Source organism: Saccharomonospora amisosensis (genome assembly GCF_011761185.1).
GTDB lineage: Bacteria > Actinomycetota > Actinomycetes > Mycobacteriales > Pseudonocardiaceae > Saccharomonospora_A > Saccharomonospora_A amisosensis.
Genome location: NZ_JAAOYM010000001.1, coordinates 329,928 through 347,822 on the forward strand (window position 1 = coordinate 329,928; position 17,895 = coordinate 347,822).

Sequence of the window (17,895 nt, forward strand, 5' to 3'; positions counted from 1 at the left end):
CGAGAACGTGCTCCGCTTCACCGTTAGGCGGGTGCTGCAACTCGCACTCGTGGTGTTCGTACTGTCGGTGCTGCTCTTCGCCTGGCTGCGGGCATTGCCGGGAGGGCCGGTCGCGGCCATCCTCGGCAACCGCGGCACGGCGGAGAGCAGGGCGCAGCTGAGGGAGGCGCTCGGGCTGGACGAGCCGATCTTCGTCCAGTACCTCGCCTTCCTCGGCAGGGCGTTGACCGGTGACTTCGGCACCTCCACCGGAGTCTCACCCGGCAAGCCGGCGACGGAACTGTTCCTGGAGCGGTTTCCCGCCACCATCGAACTGAGCATCGCCGCGATCGTGCTCGCGCTGATCGCGGCGATCCCGCTCGGTTACCTCGCGGCCAGGCACCGCGGCGGTTGGCTGGACAACGTCGGCGTGGTCGGCTCGATGATCGGTATCTCCATCCCGATCTTCTTCCTGGCCTTCCTGCTGAAGTACCTGCTGTCCATCGAGCTGGGTCTGCTGCCTACCGGCGGCAGGCAGAGCGCGGGGATCGACGCCACGAGAGTTACCGGGTTCTTCGTGCTCGACGGCATACTCACCAGGGAATGGGATGCCGCGCTCGACGCACTGAAGCACCTGCTGCTGCCCGCGCTCGCGCTGGCCTCCATCCCGTTCGCGGTGATCTTTCGCATCACCAGGGCGTCGGTGCTGGACGTGTTGGACGAGGACTACGTACGAACGGCAAGGTCCAAGGGCCTTGCCCAGTGGGTGATCCGCGATCGCCACATCCTGCGCAACGCGATGTTGCCGGTGGTCACGACCATCGGCTTGCAGACGGGAGCGTTGCTGTCCGGGGCCGTACTCACCGAGACGGTGTTCGCCTGGCACGGCATCGGTGAGGCGCTGGCACTCGGGTTCGAGCGCAAGGATTTCCCCGTGTTGCAGGTGGTGATCATCGCGGCCGCGATGGCCTACGTGCTGGTCAACCTCGTTGTCGACCTGTCGTATGCCGTGATCGATCCACGCATCCGCACCGTGCGCAAGGGGAGCTGAGACATGACGTCGCGTGCGACGAAGATCGATCGGCTTGCCGCCACGGCGGCCGGCCCACCCTCGAAGGGCGAAGGTCAGCACGGCGGGTCGTCAGGGGTACCGGACGAGGGCGTCAGCCTCGCCGTCTCGGCCTGGCGGCGGCTACGCCGAAACCCGATCTTTCTGGTCGGTGCCACCATCATCGGGCTGTTCGTGTTGCTGGCGCTGCTCGCACCGTTCATCGCCCCGCACGATCCGGGGCTGCGGCTGCTGGAGGACCAGGTCTCCAACGCCCGCAACGAGATCCCGCCGCCACAGCCGGGACATCCGCTCGGCGGAGACCAGTACGGCAGGGACCTGTTCTCCCGGATGTTGCTCGGTTCGCAGCAGACCCTGATGGTCGCGGTGCTGGCGACCGTGATCGGGCTCGGTGGCGGGACGGTGCTCGGCACCCTCGCGGGTGCCTTCGGTGGTTGGGTGGACACGGTCGTGATGCGGATCGTGGATGTGCTGCTGTCCATTCCTTCGCTGCTGCTCGCCGTCTCCATCGGCGCGCTGTTCGTGCAGCAGACCCAGTTCTCCGTCATCCTCGCGGTCGCGATCGTGCAGATACCGATCTTCGCGCGGCTGCTGCGCGGCACGATGCTCAGCGTGCGCGAGAGCGACCACGTGCTGGCCGCGAAGGCGCTCGGTGTGAAACGCGGCGCCATCGTGTTCCGGCATATCGTGCCGAACTCGCTCGGGCCGGTCATCGTGCAGTCCACACTCGTGCTCGCGATCGCGATTCTCGACGCGGCCGCGCTGTCGTTTCTCGGACTCGGCGCGGCGGATGACTCGACTCCCGAATGGGGCCAGATGCTCGGCAACGCACAGGACTACTTCGACAGCCAGCCGCACCTGGCCTTCTGGCCAGCGGCATGCATCATCGTGGTGGCACTCGGTTTCACGCTCGTCGGCGAGTCGATGCGGGAAGCCCTCGACCCACGGCAACGGCGGTGACGGCGGTGGCACTACTCGAAGTTCGCGACCTGTCCGTCGTCTTTCACCGCAGGGGTGAGGACCCCACCGTCGCGGTCGACTCGATCAGTTTCGACGTCCAGCCTGGTGAAACGGTCGGGCTCGTCGGGGAGTCTGGGTGTGGCAAGTCCGTCACCTCGCTGGCGATCATGGGCTTGCTGCCGAATAGGGGGGTGCGGCTTTCGGGGTCGGTCTCGTTCGACGGCACCCAGCTGCTCGATCTGTCGCAGCGGGAGATGGACGAGCGGCGAGGCCGCGATCTCGGCATGGTCTTTCAGGACCCGCTGTCCTCGCTGAACCCCGTGGTTCCCGTCGGTGTGCAGATCACGGAGGTGCTGCGGCGGCATCGGCGGGTCTCGCGCAAGGAAGCGAGGGACCAGGCCGTCGAACTGCTCAACCGGGTCGGCATCCCGGACCCGCTGCGCCGCGTCGAGGAGTACCCGCACCAGCTGTCCGGCGGAATGCGGCAGCGCGTGCTGATCGCCATCGCGCTGGCGTGCAGGCCGAGGCTGCTCATCGCGGACGAGCCGACCACGGCGCTCGACGTCACCATTCAGGCGCAGATCCTCAGCCTGCTCACCGAGTTGGTTTCCGGCACGGACACCGCGCTGATCATGATCACTCACGATCTCGGTGTCGTCGCAGGGCTGTGCGATCAGGTGAACGTCATGTACGGGGGTCGGATCGTAGAACGGGCGCAGCGGCACGCGCTGTTCTCGCAGCCCCGGCACCCCTACACCCACGGCCTGCTTGCCTCGATCCCCCGGCTCGACGCGCCGCGTGGAGAGAAACTGGTGCCGATCACAGGATCGGTGACGGACAACATCCCGTGGGCGACCGGCTGCGCGTTCGCCCCGCGCTGCCCCAACAACGTAGACAGGTGCTGGTCGCTGACACCGGAGCTGGTGGCCGACCGTGGTGGGATGCTGCGGTGTCACAACCCGGTGGAGGCCGCCGTCGCGGAGGGAGTGCGGTGACCGACGAAGCGCTGGTGACGCTCGAAGACGTCAAGGTGCATTTCCCGATCAAACGCGGGATCGTGCTGGACCGCACGGTCGGCCACGTGTACGCGGTCGACGGAGTGAGCCTGACAGTCCACAAGGGAGAGACATACGGGCTCGTCGGTGAGTCCGGCTGCGGCAAGTCCACGCTCGGCAGGGCACTGCTTCGCCTCGTGGAGCCCACAAGCGGTCGCATAGTGTTCGACGGTGTGGACCTTGGCACACTCAAGGGCGAGCGCATGCGCAGGATGCGCAGGCGAATGCAGATGGTTTTCCAGGACCCACTGTCCAGCCTGGACCCAAGGCAGTCGGTGGAGTCACTGCTCGTCGAGGGTATGCGAGCACACGGACTGGACACCGACCGCGAACGAACCAGGGCGCGGCTGAAGGAGTTGCTAGCGGCGGTAGGGCTGCCCGAGAACGCGCTGCGCCGGTACCCGCACGAGTTTTCCGGTGGGCAGCGGCAGCGCATCGGCATAGCCAGGGCGCTAGCGCTGGAACCTGATCTGATCGTGGCCGACGAGCCGGTTTCGGCGCTGGACGTCTCGGTGCAGGCGCAGGTGCTGAACCTGCTCGAGGAGTTGCAGGACGAGTTCGGCCTCACCTACCTGGTGATCGCCCACGACCTCGCCGTTGTCAGGCACATCAGTGACCGCATCGGCGTGATGTACCTCGGCTCGCTGGTGGAGGAGGCCGCGGCCGACACGCTGTACGAGCAGCCGCTGCACCCGTACACGAGGGCGTTGCTTTCGGCGGTGCCGGTACCCGACCCGGTGGTGGAGGACAGCAGGGAACAGCTCCTGCTCTCCGGTGACCTGCCGTCCCCCGCCGCGCCGCCGACCGGCTGCCGATTCCACACCCGCTGTCCATGGCGGCAGGAGACAAGGTGCGACACCGAACGGCCACCGTTGCGTGAGCTGACCGAGGGCCATCGGGTGGCCTGCCACTACGCGGAGGACATCCTCGCGGGTCGCATCACACCGCGTTCGGAGCAGACGGTGAGTCCTCGGCAGGGCTGAGTCGCGGCCGTGCGCTCGCCGCCGAGGGGCGAAGCGAGCCGAGCAGCACGCCAGCGACCACGACGACGCTCGCGCCGATCTCCACCACGGTCGGGCGCTCGTTCAGCACAACGAACGCCAGCGACAGCCCAACCACGGGGACCAGCAACGAGAACGGGGCCACAGTGCTGGCCGGGTTGCGGCGCATCAGTGTGGTCCAGATGCTCGAACCCGCCACCGTGCCGAGTAACACCACGTAGCCGAATCCGGCGAGTGCGGGCAGCGCCGATGGCTCGAACGCGGTGGACAGGGCGGCCCACTGCCGAGCGGGGCCTTCGAAGCTGAGCGAGAGCCCGAACATCGGAAGCGGCGGCACGACCGACATCCACAGCACGAAGTGCAGCGGGTTGTCCGGGCGCGCCTGCCGGGAGCACAGGTTGCCCGCCGCCCAGCTCAGTGCACCCAGCAGGGTGAGGATCACGGGGAGCAGCGCGGCGTGCTCCGCGCGCTGCCATGCGATCGCCGCCATGCCGATCACAGCAATGGCGATGCCGACGACCTGCCGCCCGGCGAGCCGCTCGCGCAGGAACAGCGCTCCGAGCAACACCGTGAACGGTGCCGAGGCCTGCAACACCAGCGAGGCGAGACCGGTGGGCATGCCCACGTCGAGTCCCACGAACAGGAAGGCGAACTGCAGGGTGCCGAACCCGAGTCCGAAGCCGATCAGCCAGCGAACCTTCACCCCCGGCCACGGCACCAGCAGCATCGTCGGGATGGCGATCACCACGAACCGCAACGCACCCGCGAGCAGCGGAGGGAAGTGGGTGAGCATCGCGTGGATGGCGAGGAAGTTGCAGCCCCACAGCACGGCGGTGAGCACGGCGAGCAGGCGGTCTCGCATTGGCATGTTTCCAGCCTGCCGCCCATGACCGTGAAGAACTACCGAATTCTTCTGCATTGACAGTACAGGTGTACTTCAAGGTCTCCCGGTATCCAGCGGTGCGGCCTGCTCGGTGAGAAGGTTTGCCCGTGGACGTGCTGACTGTCGTGCTGATCACCGCGACGATCTTCGTCTGGGGCATCGTCTCGGCACGGTTGGAACGCGCGGACCTGACCGCTCCCATCGTGTTCATGGCGGTCGGCGTGCTCGCGGCTTGGCTCGGGCTCGCGCAGACACCGTCGGCACCCGAGGGACTCAAACCGCTGGCCGAGGTCACGCTCGTGTGGGTGCTGTTCTCCGACGCGGCACGGGTGCGGGTGCGAGATCTGCGCCACGACCTCGGCGCTTACGTCCGGCTGCTCGCGATCAGCCTGCCGCTCACGGTGCTCTTCGGCTGGGGTCTGGCGAACTGGCTGTTCGACGACTTCGGTATCTGGTTGGCGCTGCTGGTCGCCGCCGCGCTCGCCCCGACGGACGCGGCACTCGGTGTACCCGTGGTGACGAACCCGCGGGTGCCCGCGCGGGTGCGCAGGCTCATTACCGTCGAGAGTGGTCTCAACGACGGCATCATCACGCCGGTGGTGATGGTCGCCCTCGCGGGGACGGCGACGGCGGAAGGTCTGGACGCACCAGGGCCCGCCGAAGCCGTGCTCGAACTGGCCGTGGGCGCGGCCGTCGGAGTGGTGATCGGTTTCGGCGGCGGGTGGCTGCTCAACAAGGCACGGGGCCGAGGCTGGGCCGCGGACGAGTTCGCGGGCATCGCCGTGCTCGCGCTGGCACTGCTGTCGTACGCGGGGGCCCTTTCGGTACACGGAAACGGGTTTGTCGCCGCCTTCTGCGCCGGGCTTGCCTTCGGCGCCGCCGCTGGCCCGCGTGGTCCCTCCGAACTGGCGTTCCTCGAGCACGTCAGCGGTCTTGCGTCGCTGCTGGTGTGGCTGGCCTTCGGCGGCGTCGCGATACCACTGGTGCTGGGCCGGTTCGAGGTCAGCACCGTGCTGTACGCGGTGTTGAGTCTGACCGTGGTCCGCATGGCTTCGGTTGCGCTTTCCCTCGTCGGTTCGGGACTGCGCAAGCGAACGGTGCTGTTCGTCGGCTGGTTCGGGCCACGAGGGCTTGCCTCGCTGGTGTTCGCCTTGCTGGCGCTGGAGGAACTGGGTTCGCGGGTGGAGGAGGCCGTCGCCGTGATCGCGGTGACCGTGGTGCTGAGCGTCATCGCTCACGGAGCCAGCGCGGCCCCGCTCAGCGCGCGTTATGCCCGGTCCGTGGTGGCGCACGGACCCGAGCACGGCGGCGCCGTTCCGGAGATGCCCGTTCGCGGTTTGCCGCGCCGCCGCGGGCCGGGGAGGCCAGCGAAATGAGCGTTGTGGAATCGGTGCGGAATGTGTTGTGGGCCCGGCGCGGGCAACCGGCCGAACTCAGCTACGGCGTCGCGTCGGCGTGCGAGCCGTTTGGACCCGAACGAACTGCCGCACCAGCGCCGACACCCTAGGGGCCACGGCGGAAAGATCAAGGCGCTTCGGCGGTTCGGTCCGGCGGCGATCGTGCTGATTAACGTTTCGGGCTGCGGACCTACGGCGAGTCGGTGCTTCACCGGCGGCGCGAGTGAGGCGGTGCGGGCTACGGCTGCGGGGTCGATCCGCGCGTTCCCGCCCCGGCGCGTTCAAGATCGACATACGCTGCCCGCATGGATCTCTCCGCTGCTAGCTCTTTGGTCCTCGCCGGTGAACCCGCCAAGCCAGGCCACGGCGTTTCGGCGACCGTGTCGGTCGCTGACGGTGAGCGGCGGGCCCTGCCGGAGCCGGGTGAGGGCGAGGCTGTCCTCGAAGTGCCGCTGTTGCGCGTAATCGGCGACCCGGGTAGGAGGAGGCTTATCGTGGGGTCGCTCGGTGTCCAGGTGAAGGGCCCGGACCTGGTGGCGATCAACCTGTGGCCGAAGGCGGTGCTGGCGGAGCCGGGCGGTTGGCACCGGGAGGACAAAGCGCTCGCAGCGGCCGACAGCCAACTGCTGGCTTCCCTTGCCGACCCGGCCCACGAGATCACCGGCGACGCCGGGGCGGTCGCCGTCACCGTCGCGAAGGCGTTCGCGGAGGCGTCCCGCAACAACGTGGCCGAGTTGCGCGGACTGCGCTACGAGCTGGAGCGGCAGATCGCCGACCTGCTCGCGGGACGGAGCGCGACAGCGCTGCGACCGGTGCTCGCCGCGCTGATCGAACTGTCCATGGCCATCGGCCGCGCGCGGGACCACGCCCGTGACGCCGTGCGGGAGGGCCTGCACATCTGGCTGTGGGACCAGCCGACCTACCAGCTCAACCGATCGGCGCAGGCGCCGGGAGCCGGCGACGCGCCGTGGGCGCGAACGCATCGCAACGCCCTGCGGCACTGCGAGGCGATGGAAGCAGAGCTGATCGAGGAGGCGGCCAGGCTGGAGGCACTGCTCGGCAGCATGTCGACGTTCGCGGTGGCGCAGGAAAGTGAGGCGCAGCAACGGTTCAACCTGCTGGCCGGGCTGGTCGCGGCCGGGCTGGGGTTGCCCGCGCTGATTCTGTCGCTCTACGGCGCGGAGCCGTTCCTGCCGCTGGACAGCTTCGACCGCGCGTGGCGGGCGTTGCTGCCGATCGCGTTGGCTCTGGTGGTGGCGCTGGTGTTGACGCTGCGTCGCGTGCCGGAACGGGTGAAGCCACGACACTACGTTTTCGCCTTCACGGTCGTCGTTGCGTTGGTATTACTCCTGCTCGTCGCGGGGGCGCTCGCCCCGGTGACCTAGCGCGTGCCAGCGGTGCCCGGACGCGGCCTCGGCGCCGTGTCGGAGTGCGGAACTCGCGGGTGGGAGCGGGGGACTCGCGGGCGGGGGCGTGTTTGACTGGCCTTCGTGGACATCGGCAGGCTCAGGACTTTGCGGGAGTTCGCCGACCGGGGCAGCGTGACCGCCGCGGCGGCGGCACTGCACTGCACGCCGTCGGCGGTGTCGCAGCAGTTGCGAGCACTACAGGCTGAGGTGGGGCTGGCGCTTACCGAACCGGCTGGAAGGGGGTTACGCCTCACCGACGCGGGACGGGCGCTCGTGGCCAGAGCGGACGAGGTCCTCGCGGCGCTCGACCGAGCAGAGGCGGAGCTGGACAGCTACCGCAGCGCGCCGCGAGGCCGGGTCAGGCTCGCGGTGTTCCCCTCCGCCGCGCTGCTACTGCTGCCCGGCCTGCTGACCCGGTTCGCCAACTACGAAGGGCTCGAGGTCGAGGTGCGCGACATCGACATGACACCCGCCGACGTGCCCTCGTTGGTCGCCGATTTCGACGTCGTGGTCACCCATCGCGACGAGCACGCCGCGCCGTTCGACTCCGAACGGCTCGAAGTGGTGCACCTGTTGCGCGAGCCGCTCGACGTCGCACTGCCGCCAGGACACCTGCTCGCTGAGCGCGATCAGGTGGAACCCTCCGAACTGGCCGGTGAGCACTGGATCAGTGTCGATGTGGGGTTCCCGGTCGACGATGTGCTGCACTCGCTGGCCGTGCGTACCGGGGTACGGCCGAGCGTGGTACACCGCATCAACGACTTCCGCGTCACCGAGGCGCTTGTCGCCGCCGGACACGGGATCGCGTTGCTGCCCCGGTACACGGTGGACATCAGGCGGGTGGTGCGCAGGCCGCTCGCCGGTATCAGGGCCGCTCGTCAGGTCGAGGCCGTGTTGCGGCCGGGTGCCGCGACGCGGCCCGCCGTAGCCGCCGTGTTGGAGGCGCTGCGTGCCGAGGCCGTGTCGGCCGCCCACAACCCGAATCCGTGAAACGCTGCCCGAGGTTGTCAGGGTTTCGCGCGACGGTCGAGTCATGGGTACGGACCTCACAGGCAAGGTAGCGCTGGTCGCGGGTGGCACCCGCGGCGCGAGCAGGGCCATCGCGGTGGAACTCGGTCGCGCTGGCGCGACGGTGTACGTGACCGGGCGCACTTCGGGATCTCACCGGTCCGAGGTGGGCAGGCCGGAGACGATCGAGCAGACGGTGGAACTCATCGAGCGGGCGGGCGGCAAGGGGGTGGCCGTCAGGGTTGATCACCTCGACCCCGACCAGGTCCGCGGGCTCACCGAAAGGGTGGACTCCGAACAGGGCAGGTTGGACGTGCTCGTCGACGGCGTGTGGGGCGGTGACAACTACCTGGGGTGGGGCAAGCCGGTTTGGCAACACCCGCTGGCCGACAGCCTGCGCATGATCCGGCTCGGCATCGATGCCCACATCATCACAAGCCACTTCCTGCTGCCGCTGGTGTTGCGCGAGCCGGGTGGGCTCGTGATCGAGCTGACGGACGGCACGGCCGAGTACAACGCGAAGTACCGCGAGGGCACCACGTTGGCGTTCTATCTCGCCAAGACCGCCGCACACCCGCTCGCCATCGCGGAGGCCGCCGAGACGGCCGAATACGGGTGCACGGCGATCGCGCTGACGCCGGGCTGGCTGCGCTCGGAAGCCATGCTGGAAACCTTCGGGGTGACCGAGCGGAACTGGCGTGACGCGCTGGTCGAGCAGCCGCACTTCTGTATCTCTGAATCGCCCACCTTCGTCGGTCGGGGTGTGGCGGCGCTGGCCGCCGACCCGGAGAAGTCGCGGTTCTCCGGGCAGACGCTCGACAGCGGCACGCTCGCCAAGCTCTACGACGTCGACGACGTGGACGGGAGCAGACCTGACGGGTGGCGTTACATGATGGAGGTGGAGCGGGCAGGCAGGCCCGCCGACCCCACCGGTTACCGGTAGGGGCCGCACGGCGGGTAAGGGGACGGGCATGAGTGAGGGCTTCCAGGCCGTGCCGGTGGCACACGTGGAGTCGAGCCTGCTCCAGCCCGCGCACGCGCCCAAGCAAGGATTCGAGGGCGCACCGAGCGCGTGGCTGGTGTTCGAGGACGGTGTGGCCGAGGGCGCTCGCGACCTCGAGATCGGGGCCGAGTTGTTCGTGCTGACCTGGCTGCACCAGGCGCGGCGTGACGTTCTCGTGGTCCACCCACGGGGTGATCCGCGCAACCCGGAGACCGGGGTGTTCAGCACGCGCTCACCGGACCGTCCGAACCCGATCGGTCTGCACCGGGTGTCAGTCGCCGCCATCGACGGGCTCCGGGTTCTGGTTCGCGGCATGGAGGCGGTGGACGGTACTCCCGTGCTGGACGTGAAGCCGGTGCTCGCGGGCGGCTGGTGAACCGTGCTGCGGAACCGGGCGGGAACGGGGAACTCGCGGGCGGGAGCGGGGGACTCGCGGGCGGGAGCGGGGGACTCGCGGGAACGCTCCCGCGTTAGCTGTTGCGGGCCGCCATCCGGTTGGCGTACTCGGCGAACGCCGCCCGCACGGCAGGAGGTCGATGGATCTCGACTTCGGGACCGAGTACCAGCAGTTGACCCGCTGCGACCCTGGCGTCCTCCTCCAGCGGCAGTTCGACGTCGGTCCAGCCGTCCGCGCCGGGTGGTCCGGCCTGTTCGAGCGCTGTCACGGCGATATCCGCGTCGAGCACGGCGGGCAGTATCCGCACCCCGGCCGGACTCAACCGCACGCTCACCCTGGCGCGCTGCAGCGACCGCTCGAACGCGGCCGAGGAGCGCTTCCACCAACTCGCGAGGTCGAAGTCCGTTGGCCGCTGGAATCGTTCCTCGAGCGGCTGTGTCGCGGTGATCCGCGCGACGCGGTAGGTCCGTACCGCCTCACCGTCCGCACGCGCCACCAAATACCACACACCGGCCTTGAGCACGAGCCCGAGCGGGTCGAGCACGCGTTCGACCGTCCGCTCTCCCGTGCGGTAGGTGACCAGGGCCCTGGTCTGCTCCCACACGGCGCGAGCGACAGCGGCCAGGTGCTCAGCGTCGTCCTCCCGCCGGAACCAGCCGGGTGCGTCGAGGTGAAACCGCTGCGCGAGGTGCTGGGCCTGCTCGCGCAGCGGAGCGGGAAGAGTCGCGGATACCTTCGCGTGTGCCGCCGACACGGCCGTGCCGAGGCCGAGTGCGGCCAACGCCCGCGGTACCCCCATGGCGAAGATGGCGACGGCCTCGCGGGAGGTGAGTCCGTCGAGTCTGCTGCGCCAACCTTCGACGAGGCGCACCCCGCCGTGCCTGCCCGGCTCGGTCCACAGCGGAACGCCCGCCGCCTGCAACGCGGCGATGTCCCGGTGCATGGTGCGCTCGGAGACGCCCAGTTCCTCGGCGAGTTGCGCGATTGTCGCGCTACGCCTGCGCTGCAACGTGAACAGCAGGGCGACCAGTCGTTCGGAGCGCATACCGAAGACTATGCCGACCCCGGGCTCCGTGGCTGGACAACGGTGCTCACCGTGACGGTGAGCAGTAGCGCGACGAGGCTGGAGGCCGCGAAGCTCAGCAGCGGTTCGGTGAAGAGCCGACCGCCGAGGTAGCCCAGTGTCGCGGTGTAGGTCGACCAGAGCGTGACCCCTATCGCGGAGGCGGGCAGGAACACCGAGCGCGGCCAGCGCAACGAACCGGCCAGCAGGGAACCCACCGTGCCTCCCGCGGGCAGCCAGCGGGCCACGACGAGTACCGCCATCGGCCTGCGCCCGGCATGCTGCTCGATCCAGCGCACGCCCACGCGCACCCTCGCGCGCCCGCTCAGCCTGGCCAGCACCGTCGTGCCAGCGCGCCTACCCACCTCGTACAGCGCGTAGTCGCACAGTAGGCATCCTGCGACCGCGACGACTACCGCCGGTGCCAGCGAGATGTCCCGCTCGGCGGCGGCGACGCCCATACCGATGAGTGCTACCTCGGTCGGTACGAACGGCACCGCCGCGACACCGAACAGCAGCAGCAGCGAGACCGTCGAGGCGTCCACACCCACACTCAACGTCGGGGAAGCTGAGAACCCCTCAGAGTGTGAGGCGACGCACTAGCGGTTCGCGCGGTTCACCGCCGAAACGACGGCTCGCAGCGACGCGGTGACGATCGACGGGTCGACCCCCACACCCCAGTACACCTTGTCGCCGATGGCGCACTCGATGTAGGAGGCCGCCTTCGCGTCGTCGCCCGGCGTGAGGGTGTGTTCGCTGTAGTCCAGCAGGCGCAGGTCGAAGCCAAGGGCGGCCAGCGCGTCGAAGAACGCGGCGATCGGGCCGTTGCCACGGCCGACGATCTCGTGTTCCTCGCCCTCCAGCCGCACCACGGCCGTGAGCTCGTAGTCGCCGTTGGCCTTGACGTGCTGGCGCAGGAGCTCCAGCGGGTTGCGCGGTTCCAGGTACTCGGCCGCGAACGCGTTCCACATCGTGTCGGGGTCGACCTCGCCGCCCTGGGTGTCGGTGTGCCGCTGAATGGTCTGCGAGAACTCGATCTGCAACCTGCGGGGAAGGTCGAGCTGGTGCTCGGTCTTCATGATGTAGGCGATACCGCCCTTGCCCGACTGCGAGTTCACCCTGATCACGGCCTCGTAGGTGCGGCCGACGTCCCTGGGGTCGATCGGCAGGTACGGCACCTCCCACGGGAACTCGTCAACCGGCACGCCTGCCTTGCCCGCGGCCGCGCGCAGCGCGTCGAAGCCCTTGTTGATGGCGTCCTGGTGGCTGCCGGAGAAGGCGGTGAACACCAGATCACCAGCCCAGGGGCTGCGCTCGTGCACCGGGAGCTGGTTGCAGTACTCGACCGTGCGCTTGATCTCGTCGAGGTCGGAAAAGTCGATCTGCGGGTCGATTCCCTGGCTGAACAGGTTCATACCGAGCGCCACCAGATCGACGTTGCCGGTGCGCTCACCGTTGCCGAACAGGCAGCCCTCGATGCGATCGGCTCCTGCCTGGTAGCCCAGTTCGGCCGCGGCGATGCCGGTGCCGCGGTCGTTGTGTGGGTGCAGCGACAGGATCACGCCGTCGCGGCGCTCCAGGTTGCGGTTCATCCACTCGATCGAGTCGGCGTAGACGTTCGGCGTCGCCATCTCGACCGTGGCGGGCAGGTTGAGGATCACCGGCCGCTGCTCGGTCGGCTGCCAGATCTCGGTCACCGCGTTGCACACCTCGGCGGCGTAGGACAGTTCCGTTCCGGTGTAGGACTCCGGCGAGTACTGGAACCGGAAGTCGGTGTCGGAGTACTTGTCCGCGTACTCGAGTACCAGGTCGGCAGCCTGCGTGGCGATCTTCTTGATGCCTTCGCGTTCCTCGCGGAACACCACGCGCCGCTGCAGGATCGAGGTGGAGTTGTAGATGTGCACGATGGCCTGGGGCGCCCCCTCCAGCGAGGCGAAGGTGCGCTCGATGAGCTCGGGGCGGCACTGGGTCAGCACCTGGATGCGCACATCCTCGGGGATCGCGTTGTCCTCGATGATCTCGCGAACGAAGTCGAAGTCGGTCTGGCTCGCCGCGGGGAAGCCGACCTCGATCTCCTTGTAGCCCATCCGTACGAGCAGTTCGAAGAACTTGCGCTTGCGCGCGGGCGACATCGGGTCGATCAGGGCCTGGTTGCCGTCACGCAGATCGACGGCGCACCACAGCGGTGCGCGTTCGATGCGCTTGGTCGGCCAGGTGCGGTCGGGCAGGTCGATGTCCTCGACGAGCCGGTACCACGGTTGGTAGCGGTGGTACGGCATCGAGCTGCCCCGCTGCGGGTTCCAGCGCGGCTGGTCGGCGGGTGCGGGACGAGTTGGCTTACGGATACCGCCGGTGGGTGTTCCGGGCTCGGACGTGCTCATGCTCTCGGTTGCTCCTGCTCACTGATCGGTCGCGATTGCTGGCTCGGTCATCGACCGGCGTGGCGCTTTGTGAACACCGCAAGACCCCGCGACGGGGAGCCGGTCTGATCAGGCCCCGTCGCGGCAGCGAAGCAGGAGAGCGCGTGCCACGGTCGCCAGCTTAGCCACGCCTCGCCGCCGTTGGAAAGCCGGTATGAGGGAAAGCATGACCCGTGCGCGGCCACTCACTTGCTACTCGTGCGTAGCGTCGAGGGCTCGCGACGTGCGAAACTGCCGACATGGGCCAGCATTCGGAGCGAGACGAGCGCGGCGAGGACGTCACGCGGGCGATGCCTCCCACACCTCACACCTACCAGCCCCCGACGGCGGACGAGCCCGTGACGGCCGAGGGCAGGTCGAAGACCGACTGGCGTGCGGTCGCCGATCGCGTGGTCGCGACCCTGGCGGGCATCGTGCGGTGGGTGGGCCTCGCCTTCGCGGTGGTGCTCGTACTGCACGTGGTCTTCGTGATCGGCGAGGCTAACCAGGCCAACAGCATCGTTTCGTTCGTCGCGAACGCCACCGACACGCTCGCGATGGGGTTCAAGGATCTGTTCACCCCCGAGGACCCCAAGCTCTCGGTGCTGGTCAACTACGGCATCGCGGCGCTGTTCTGGCTGGTGGTGACCGCGATCGTGGCGCGAATCATCCGCAGGGTGGGCGGTACCGACTGAAGCGGGGCGAGGCGGCCCCCTCAGGCGCTCAGTCGAAGGCCGGGGTTCCCCACTCGGCGGTGAACGCGAACTCCGAAAGCGGCAGCCGGTTGCGCGGGCCGGTCTCCCTGCTGATGTCGCGCTCGTCGGCGAGCACTTCCGGGTCGGCCGCCACTCCGACCGCGATGGCCACCAGTGGCCGGACATCGTCGGGAAGCGAGAACGCGCGGGTGGCCGCGCCCTTGTCGAAGCCCGCCATCTGGTGTGTGACGAGACCTTCGGCCACCGCCTGCAACACCAGGTTTTGCGACGCCAGTCCAACGCCGTACTCGGCGTAGGGCACGTCACCCTTCTCGTTGTGGGTGACGGCGCAGGCGATCAGCAACGCGCCCGCCCGGTGAGCCCAGGAACGGTTGCGCTCGGTGAGCGTGCCCAGGATGCGGTCGAAGGCTTCGTCACCGCGCCTGCCAACCACGTATCTGGCCGGCTGGGTGTTTCCGAACGAAGGCGCCCATCGCGCGGCTTCGAGCAGCGCGCGCAGTTGGTCGTCGGTCACCCGCGCGGATTCGTCCAGTGCCCGTGGGCTCCACCTGCGCGCGATGATGTCGTGGACGGGAACGCTGGTGTCGGCTTCCTTGTCGCTCATCGGGCCCGAGTATGCCAGCAGCAGCCAGCCGAAGGAGTGGTCGGCGCCACAAAGCGAGGTGTCGCCGAAACAGCCCCCCGGTACCCTGTTTCGCGAAGGTACGCGAGCGGGAAACCCGACCGAGGCCGGGCCCGGACGGTGTGCCCGCACAGGCGAGGAGGTTCGGGCTAGTGGCGCTCGTGGTCCAGAAGTACGGCGGTTCGTCGCTGGAGAGCGCTGACCGGATCAAACGCGTGGCCGAGCGCATCGTGGCCACGAAGAAGGCGGGCAACCACGTGGTTGTCGTCTGCTCGGCGATGGGCGACACCACCGACGAGTTGCTGGATCTGGCGGAGCAGGTGAACCCAGTGCCGCCGGAGCGCGAGATGGACATGCTGCTCACGGCGGGTGAGCGCATCTCCAACGCGCTCGTGGCCATGGCGATCTCGGCGCAGGGTGCCGAGGCGTGGTCGTTCACCGGCTCGCAGGCGGGGGTGGTGACCACCGCGGTGCACGGCAACGCCCGGATCATCGACGTGACGCCCAGCCGTGTCACCGATGCGCTCGAGCAGGGTTACGTCGCGCTCGTCGCCGGCTTCCAGGGCGTGTCGCAAGACACCAAGGACATCACGACGCTCGGCAGGGGCGGTTCGGACACTACCGCGGTGGCGCTGGCCGCGGCGCTCAACGCGGACGTGTGCGAAATCTACTCCGATGTGGACGGTGTGTACACGGCTGACCCGCGCATCGTCGGCAACGCGCGCAAGCTCGACACCGTGCCGTACGAGGAGATGCTGGAGCTGGCGGCCAGCGGGTCGAAGATCCTGCACCTGCGCTCCGTGGAGTACGCCCGCCGCTACGGCGTGCCCATCAGCGTTCGCTCTTCCTACAGTGACAAGCCGGGCACAACCGTGACCGGTTCGATTGAGGAGATCCCCGTGGAACAAGCGTTGATCACCGGTGTGGCCCACGACCGTTCGGAGGCCAAGATCACCATCACCGGGGTGCCCGACCACGCGGGGGCGGCGGCTCGCATCTTCCGCACCGTGGCTGACGCGGAGATCGACATCGACATGGTGTTGCAGAACATCTCCAACACCGCGGGACGGACGGACATCACCTTCACGCTGTCGAAGGCCAACGGACCCAAGGCGGTCAGCGAGCTTGAGAAGATCAAGACCGAACTGGACTTCTCCGCGGTGCTCTACGACGACCACGTGGGCAAGGTTTCGCTTGTGGGCGCCGGGATGCGTTCCCACCCGGGCGTCACGGCGTCGTTCTGCGAGGCGCTGGCCAAGGCAGGCGTGAACATCGAGATCATCAACACCTCCGAGATCCGGATCTCGGTGTTGATCAGGGATGCACAGTTGGACGACGCGGTGCGCGCGATCCATGAGGCATTCGAACTCGGCGGCGACGAAGAGGCCGTCGTATACGCGGGGAGTGGACGCTGATGAGTACGAAGTCACCGACCCTGGCCCTCGTGGGCGCCACTGGCGCGGTCGGCACGGTCATGATCGACATCATCAACGGTCGCGAAAGCGTGCCCTGGGGCGAGATCCGGTTGATCGCCTCCGCGCGTTCCGCGGGCAAGAAGCTCATGGTGCGGGGCGAGGAGCACACGGTCGTCGAACTCACCCCGGAGGCGTTCGACGGTGTGGACGTGGCGATGTTCGACGTGCCGGACGAGGTCTCGGCGCGGTGGGCCCCCGTGGCCGCCGAGAGAGGCGCGGTGGCTGTCGACAACTCCGGTGCGTTCCGCATGGACGACGAGGTGCCGCTAGTCGTACCGGAGGTCAACGCCGACAAGGTGAGCAGGCGGCCGAAGGGCATCATCGCCAACCCCAACTGCACGACGCTGTCAATGATGGCGGCGTTGGGCGCGCTGCACCGGGAGTTCGGTCTCACCGAGCTCGTCGTCGCCTCCTACCAGGCCGCCTCCGGTGCCGGTCAGGACGGGATCGACCGGCTGTACGCCGAGCTGGAGGCGGTGTCCGGCAAGGGGCTGGGCAACAAGGCTGGTGACGTGCGGCACGCGTTGGAGGCCGCTGGGCTGCCACTGGCCGATTCTCCGTTCGCGGGCACACCGCTGGCGATGAACGTGGTGCCGTCCGCCGGTTCCTACAAGGGCGACGGCTGGTTCTCCGAGGAGCTCAAGGTTCGCAACGAGTCTCGCAAGATCCTCGGCATCTCCGACCTGAAGGTCTCGGCGACCTGCGTGCGGGTTCCCGTTGTCACCACGCACTCGCTCGCCGTGCACGCGACGTTCTCCAGCGAGGTCACCGTGGAGGCCGCGCACAAGGTGTTCGAGGCACAGCCCTCCATCGTCTTGGTCGACGACCCCGAGAACGGGCGGTTCCCCTCTCCAGCGGAGGTCGTTGGGGCCGACCCCACCTATGTCGGAAGGGTGCGGCAGGCGCTGGACTTCCCGAACACGCTCGACTTCTTCGTCTGCGGTGACAACCTGCGCAAGGGTGCGGCGTTGAACACCTACGAGGTCGCGGAGCGGGTCGCGGCCGAACTGTGAGGCGAGTCGAGGCCAACGGGGTGGGAGGAGCACCCGGCCGGCGGGTACCTTCTGGCCCCATGTGGAAACGAAGCGCGGTTGCCGCGCTAGGACTGGTGGCGATCGTCTCGGTGACCGGATGCTCGGAGGTGAACGAGGCCGTCAACCAGGTCGACAACGCCTCCAGCAAGGCGCAGGTCTGCTCGGAGGCAGTTGGACTGGTCAACCTCAATCCCAACATCGATCCGGAGCAGGTACGGGCCGGTGCGGAGGAGAAGGCCAACCGACTGCGGGAACTCGGTAATCAGGTGGCGGACCAGTCGGTGCAGGACTCGCTGTCGCAGTTGGCGGACGGCTACCTGGAACTCGAGCAGCAGAAGGTCGTCACGCCCGAGTCCTTCAACGACTGGCTGCGCAGCAACCTCCAGACCTTGGACCAGTTGCGGCAAGCCTGCCTGTGACGCCTG

18 protein-coding genes are annotated in these 17,895 nt (G+C 68.4%); 13 read left to right on the forward strand and 5 right to left on the reverse strand.

Annotated elements, in window-relative coordinates; genetic code table 11:
- The first annotated feature begins 7 nt into the window (after nt 1-7).
- Genes FHU38_RS01645 through FHU38_RS01660 form a run of 4 tightly spaced genes read left to right on the forward strand, consistent with a single transcriptional unit; the run spans nt 8 to nt 4,046 of the window.
- Entirely contained in the window at nt 8-1,030 is a 1,023-nt protein-coding gene (locus FHU38_RS01645) for an ABC transporter permease (RefSeq protein ID WP_167165819.1), read from the forward strand.
- Nucleotides 1,031-1,033: 3 nt separating this feature from the next.
- Nucleotides 1,034-2,008 (forward strand): ABC transporter permease, encoded by a 975-nt coding sequence (locus FHU38_RS01650; RefSeq protein ID WP_167165821.1) that lies wholly within the window; start codon nt 1,034-1,036, stop codon nt 2,006-2,008.
- 5 nt (nt 2,009-2,013) lie between these two features.
- Entirely contained in the window at nt 2,014-3,003 is a 990-nt protein-coding gene (locus FHU38_RS01655) for an ABC transporter ATP-binding protein (RefSeq protein WP_167165823.1), read from the forward strand.
- Nucleotides 3,000-4,046: an ABC transporter ATP-binding protein gene (locus tag FHU38_RS01660; RefSeq protein WP_167165825.1), complete on the forward strand. Its 1,047-nt coding sequence runs from the start codon at nt 3,000-3,002 to the stop codon at nt 4,044-4,046. The genes FHU38_RS01655 and FHU38_RS01660 overlap by 4 nt, the downstream gene beginning before the upstream one ends.
- Here FHU38_RS01660 and FHU38_RS01665 read toward each other — a convergent pair.
- Nucleotides 4,003-4,932, reverse strand: a complete 930-nt coding sequence (locus tag FHU38_RS01665) for an EamA family transporter (RefSeq protein ID WP_167165827.1) — start codon at nt 4,930-4,932, stop codon at nt 4,003-4,005. The genes FHU38_RS01660 and FHU38_RS01665 overlap by 44 nt on opposite strands.
- A gap of 122 nt (nt 4,933-5,054) precedes the next feature.
- On the opposite strand from FHU38_RS01665, the gene FHU38_RS01670 reads away from it, so the two are divergent.
- The 5 genes from FHU38_RS01670 to tsaA all read left to right on the forward strand — a co-directional run bounded on the left by FHU38_RS01670 (nt 5,055) and on the right by tsaA (nt 10,140).
- Nucleotides 5,055-6,323, forward strand: coding sequence for a cation:proton antiporter domain-containing protein (locus FHU38_RS01670; protein WP_167165829.1), 1,269 nt, complete (start codon nt 5,055-5,057; stop codon nt 6,321-6,323).
- 326 nt (nt 6,324-6,649) lie between these two features.
- Nucleotides 6,650-7,729 carry a hypothetical protein gene (locus FHU38_RS01675; protein ID WP_243852178.1) on the forward strand — a complete coding sequence of 360 codons (1,080 nt, stop codon included), beginning with the start codon at nt 6,650-6,652 and terminating at the stop codon, nt 7,727-7,729.
- A gap of 105 nt (nt 7,730-7,834) precedes the next feature.
- On the forward strand, nt 7,835-8,743 hold the full coding sequence (locus FHU38_RS01680) for a LysR family transcriptional regulator (protein WP_167165830.1): 909 nt from the start codon (nt 7,835-7,837) through the stop codon (nt 8,741-8,743).
- 43 nt (nt 8,744-8,786) lie between these two features.
- Nucleotides 8,787-9,704, forward strand: a complete 918-nt coding sequence (locus tag FHU38_RS01685; protein ID WP_167165833.1) for an SDR family oxidoreductase — start codon at nt 8,787-8,789, stop codon at nt 9,702-9,704.
- A gap of 28 nt (nt 9,705-9,732) precedes the next feature.
- A complete protein-coding gene (gene tsaA, locus FHU38_RS01690) occupies nt 9,733-10,140 on the forward strand; it encodes a tRNA (N6-threonylcarbamoyladenosine(37)-N6)-methyltransferase TrmO (RefSeq protein WP_167165835.1) in 408 nt (135 codons plus the stop codon).
- A gap of 94 nt (nt 10,141-10,234) precedes the next feature.
- Here tsaA and FHU38_RS01695 read toward each other — a convergent pair whose 3' ends face one another.
- The 3 genes from FHU38_RS01695 to leuA are packed head-to-tail and all read right to left on the reverse strand — an operon-like array spanning nt 10,235 to nt 13,605.
- Complete coding sequence (locus tag FHU38_RS01695) at nt 10,235-11,206, reverse strand: helix-turn-helix transcriptional regulator (protein WP_167165837.1); 972 nt, start codon at nt 11,204-11,206, stop codon at nt 10,235-10,237.
- 8 nt (nt 11,207-11,214) lie between these two features.
- Nucleotides 11,215-11,769: a DedA family protein gene (locus FHU38_RS01700; protein WP_167175330.1), complete on the reverse strand. Its 555-nt coding sequence runs from the start codon at nt 11,767-11,769 to the stop codon at nt 11,215-11,217.
- Between the two features lie 54 nt (nt 11,770-11,823).
- Entirely contained in the window at nt 11,824-13,605 is a 1,782-nt protein-coding gene (gene leuA / locus FHU38_RS01705; RefSeq protein ID WP_167165839.1) for a 2-isopropylmalate synthase, read from the reverse strand.
- A gap of 329 nt (nt 13,606-13,934) precedes the next feature.
- On the opposite strand from leuA, the gene FHU38_RS01710 reads away from it, so the two are divergent.
- Nucleotides 13,935-14,318: a hypothetical protein gene (locus tag FHU38_RS01710; RefSeq protein ID WP_167175333.1), complete on the forward strand. Its 384-nt coding sequence runs from the start codon at nt 13,935-13,937 to the stop codon at nt 14,316-14,318.
- 28 nt (nt 14,319-14,346) lie between these two features.
- On the opposite strand, the gene FHU38_RS01715 is transcribed toward FHU38_RS01710, so the two are convergent.
- Complete coding sequence (locus FHU38_RS01715; RefSeq protein WP_167165841.1) at nt 14,347-14,943, reverse strand: nitroreductase family protein; 597 nt, start codon at nt 14,941-14,943, stop codon at nt 14,347-14,349.
- A 170-nt stretch (nt 14,944-15,113) separates the two neighbouring features.
- Here FHU38_RS01715 and FHU38_RS01720 point away from each other — a divergent pair, with 170 nt between their 5' ends.
- The 3 genes from FHU38_RS01720 to FHU38_RS01730 are packed head-to-tail and all read left to right on the forward strand — an operon-like array spanning nt 15,114 to nt 17,889.
- Nucleotides 15,114-16,376, forward strand: a complete 1,263-nt coding sequence (locus FHU38_RS01720) for an aspartate kinase (RefSeq protein WP_167165843.1) — start codon at nt 15,114-15,116, stop codon at nt 16,374-16,376.
- Nucleotides 16,376-17,449, forward strand: coding sequence for an aspartate-semialdehyde dehydrogenase (locus FHU38_RS01725; protein WP_167165845.1), 1,074 nt, complete (start codon nt 16,376-16,378; stop codon nt 17,447-17,449). Before FHU38_RS01720 ends, FHU38_RS01725 begins: the two co-directional genes overlap by 1 nt.
- 59 nt (nt 17,450-17,508) lie before the next feature.
- Nucleotides 17,509-17,889, forward strand: a complete 381-nt coding sequence (locus FHU38_RS01730) for a hypothetical protein (RefSeq protein ID WP_167165847.1) — start codon at nt 17,509-17,511, stop codon at nt 17,887-17,889.
- Nucleotides 17,890-17,895 lie beyond the last annotated feature (6 nt).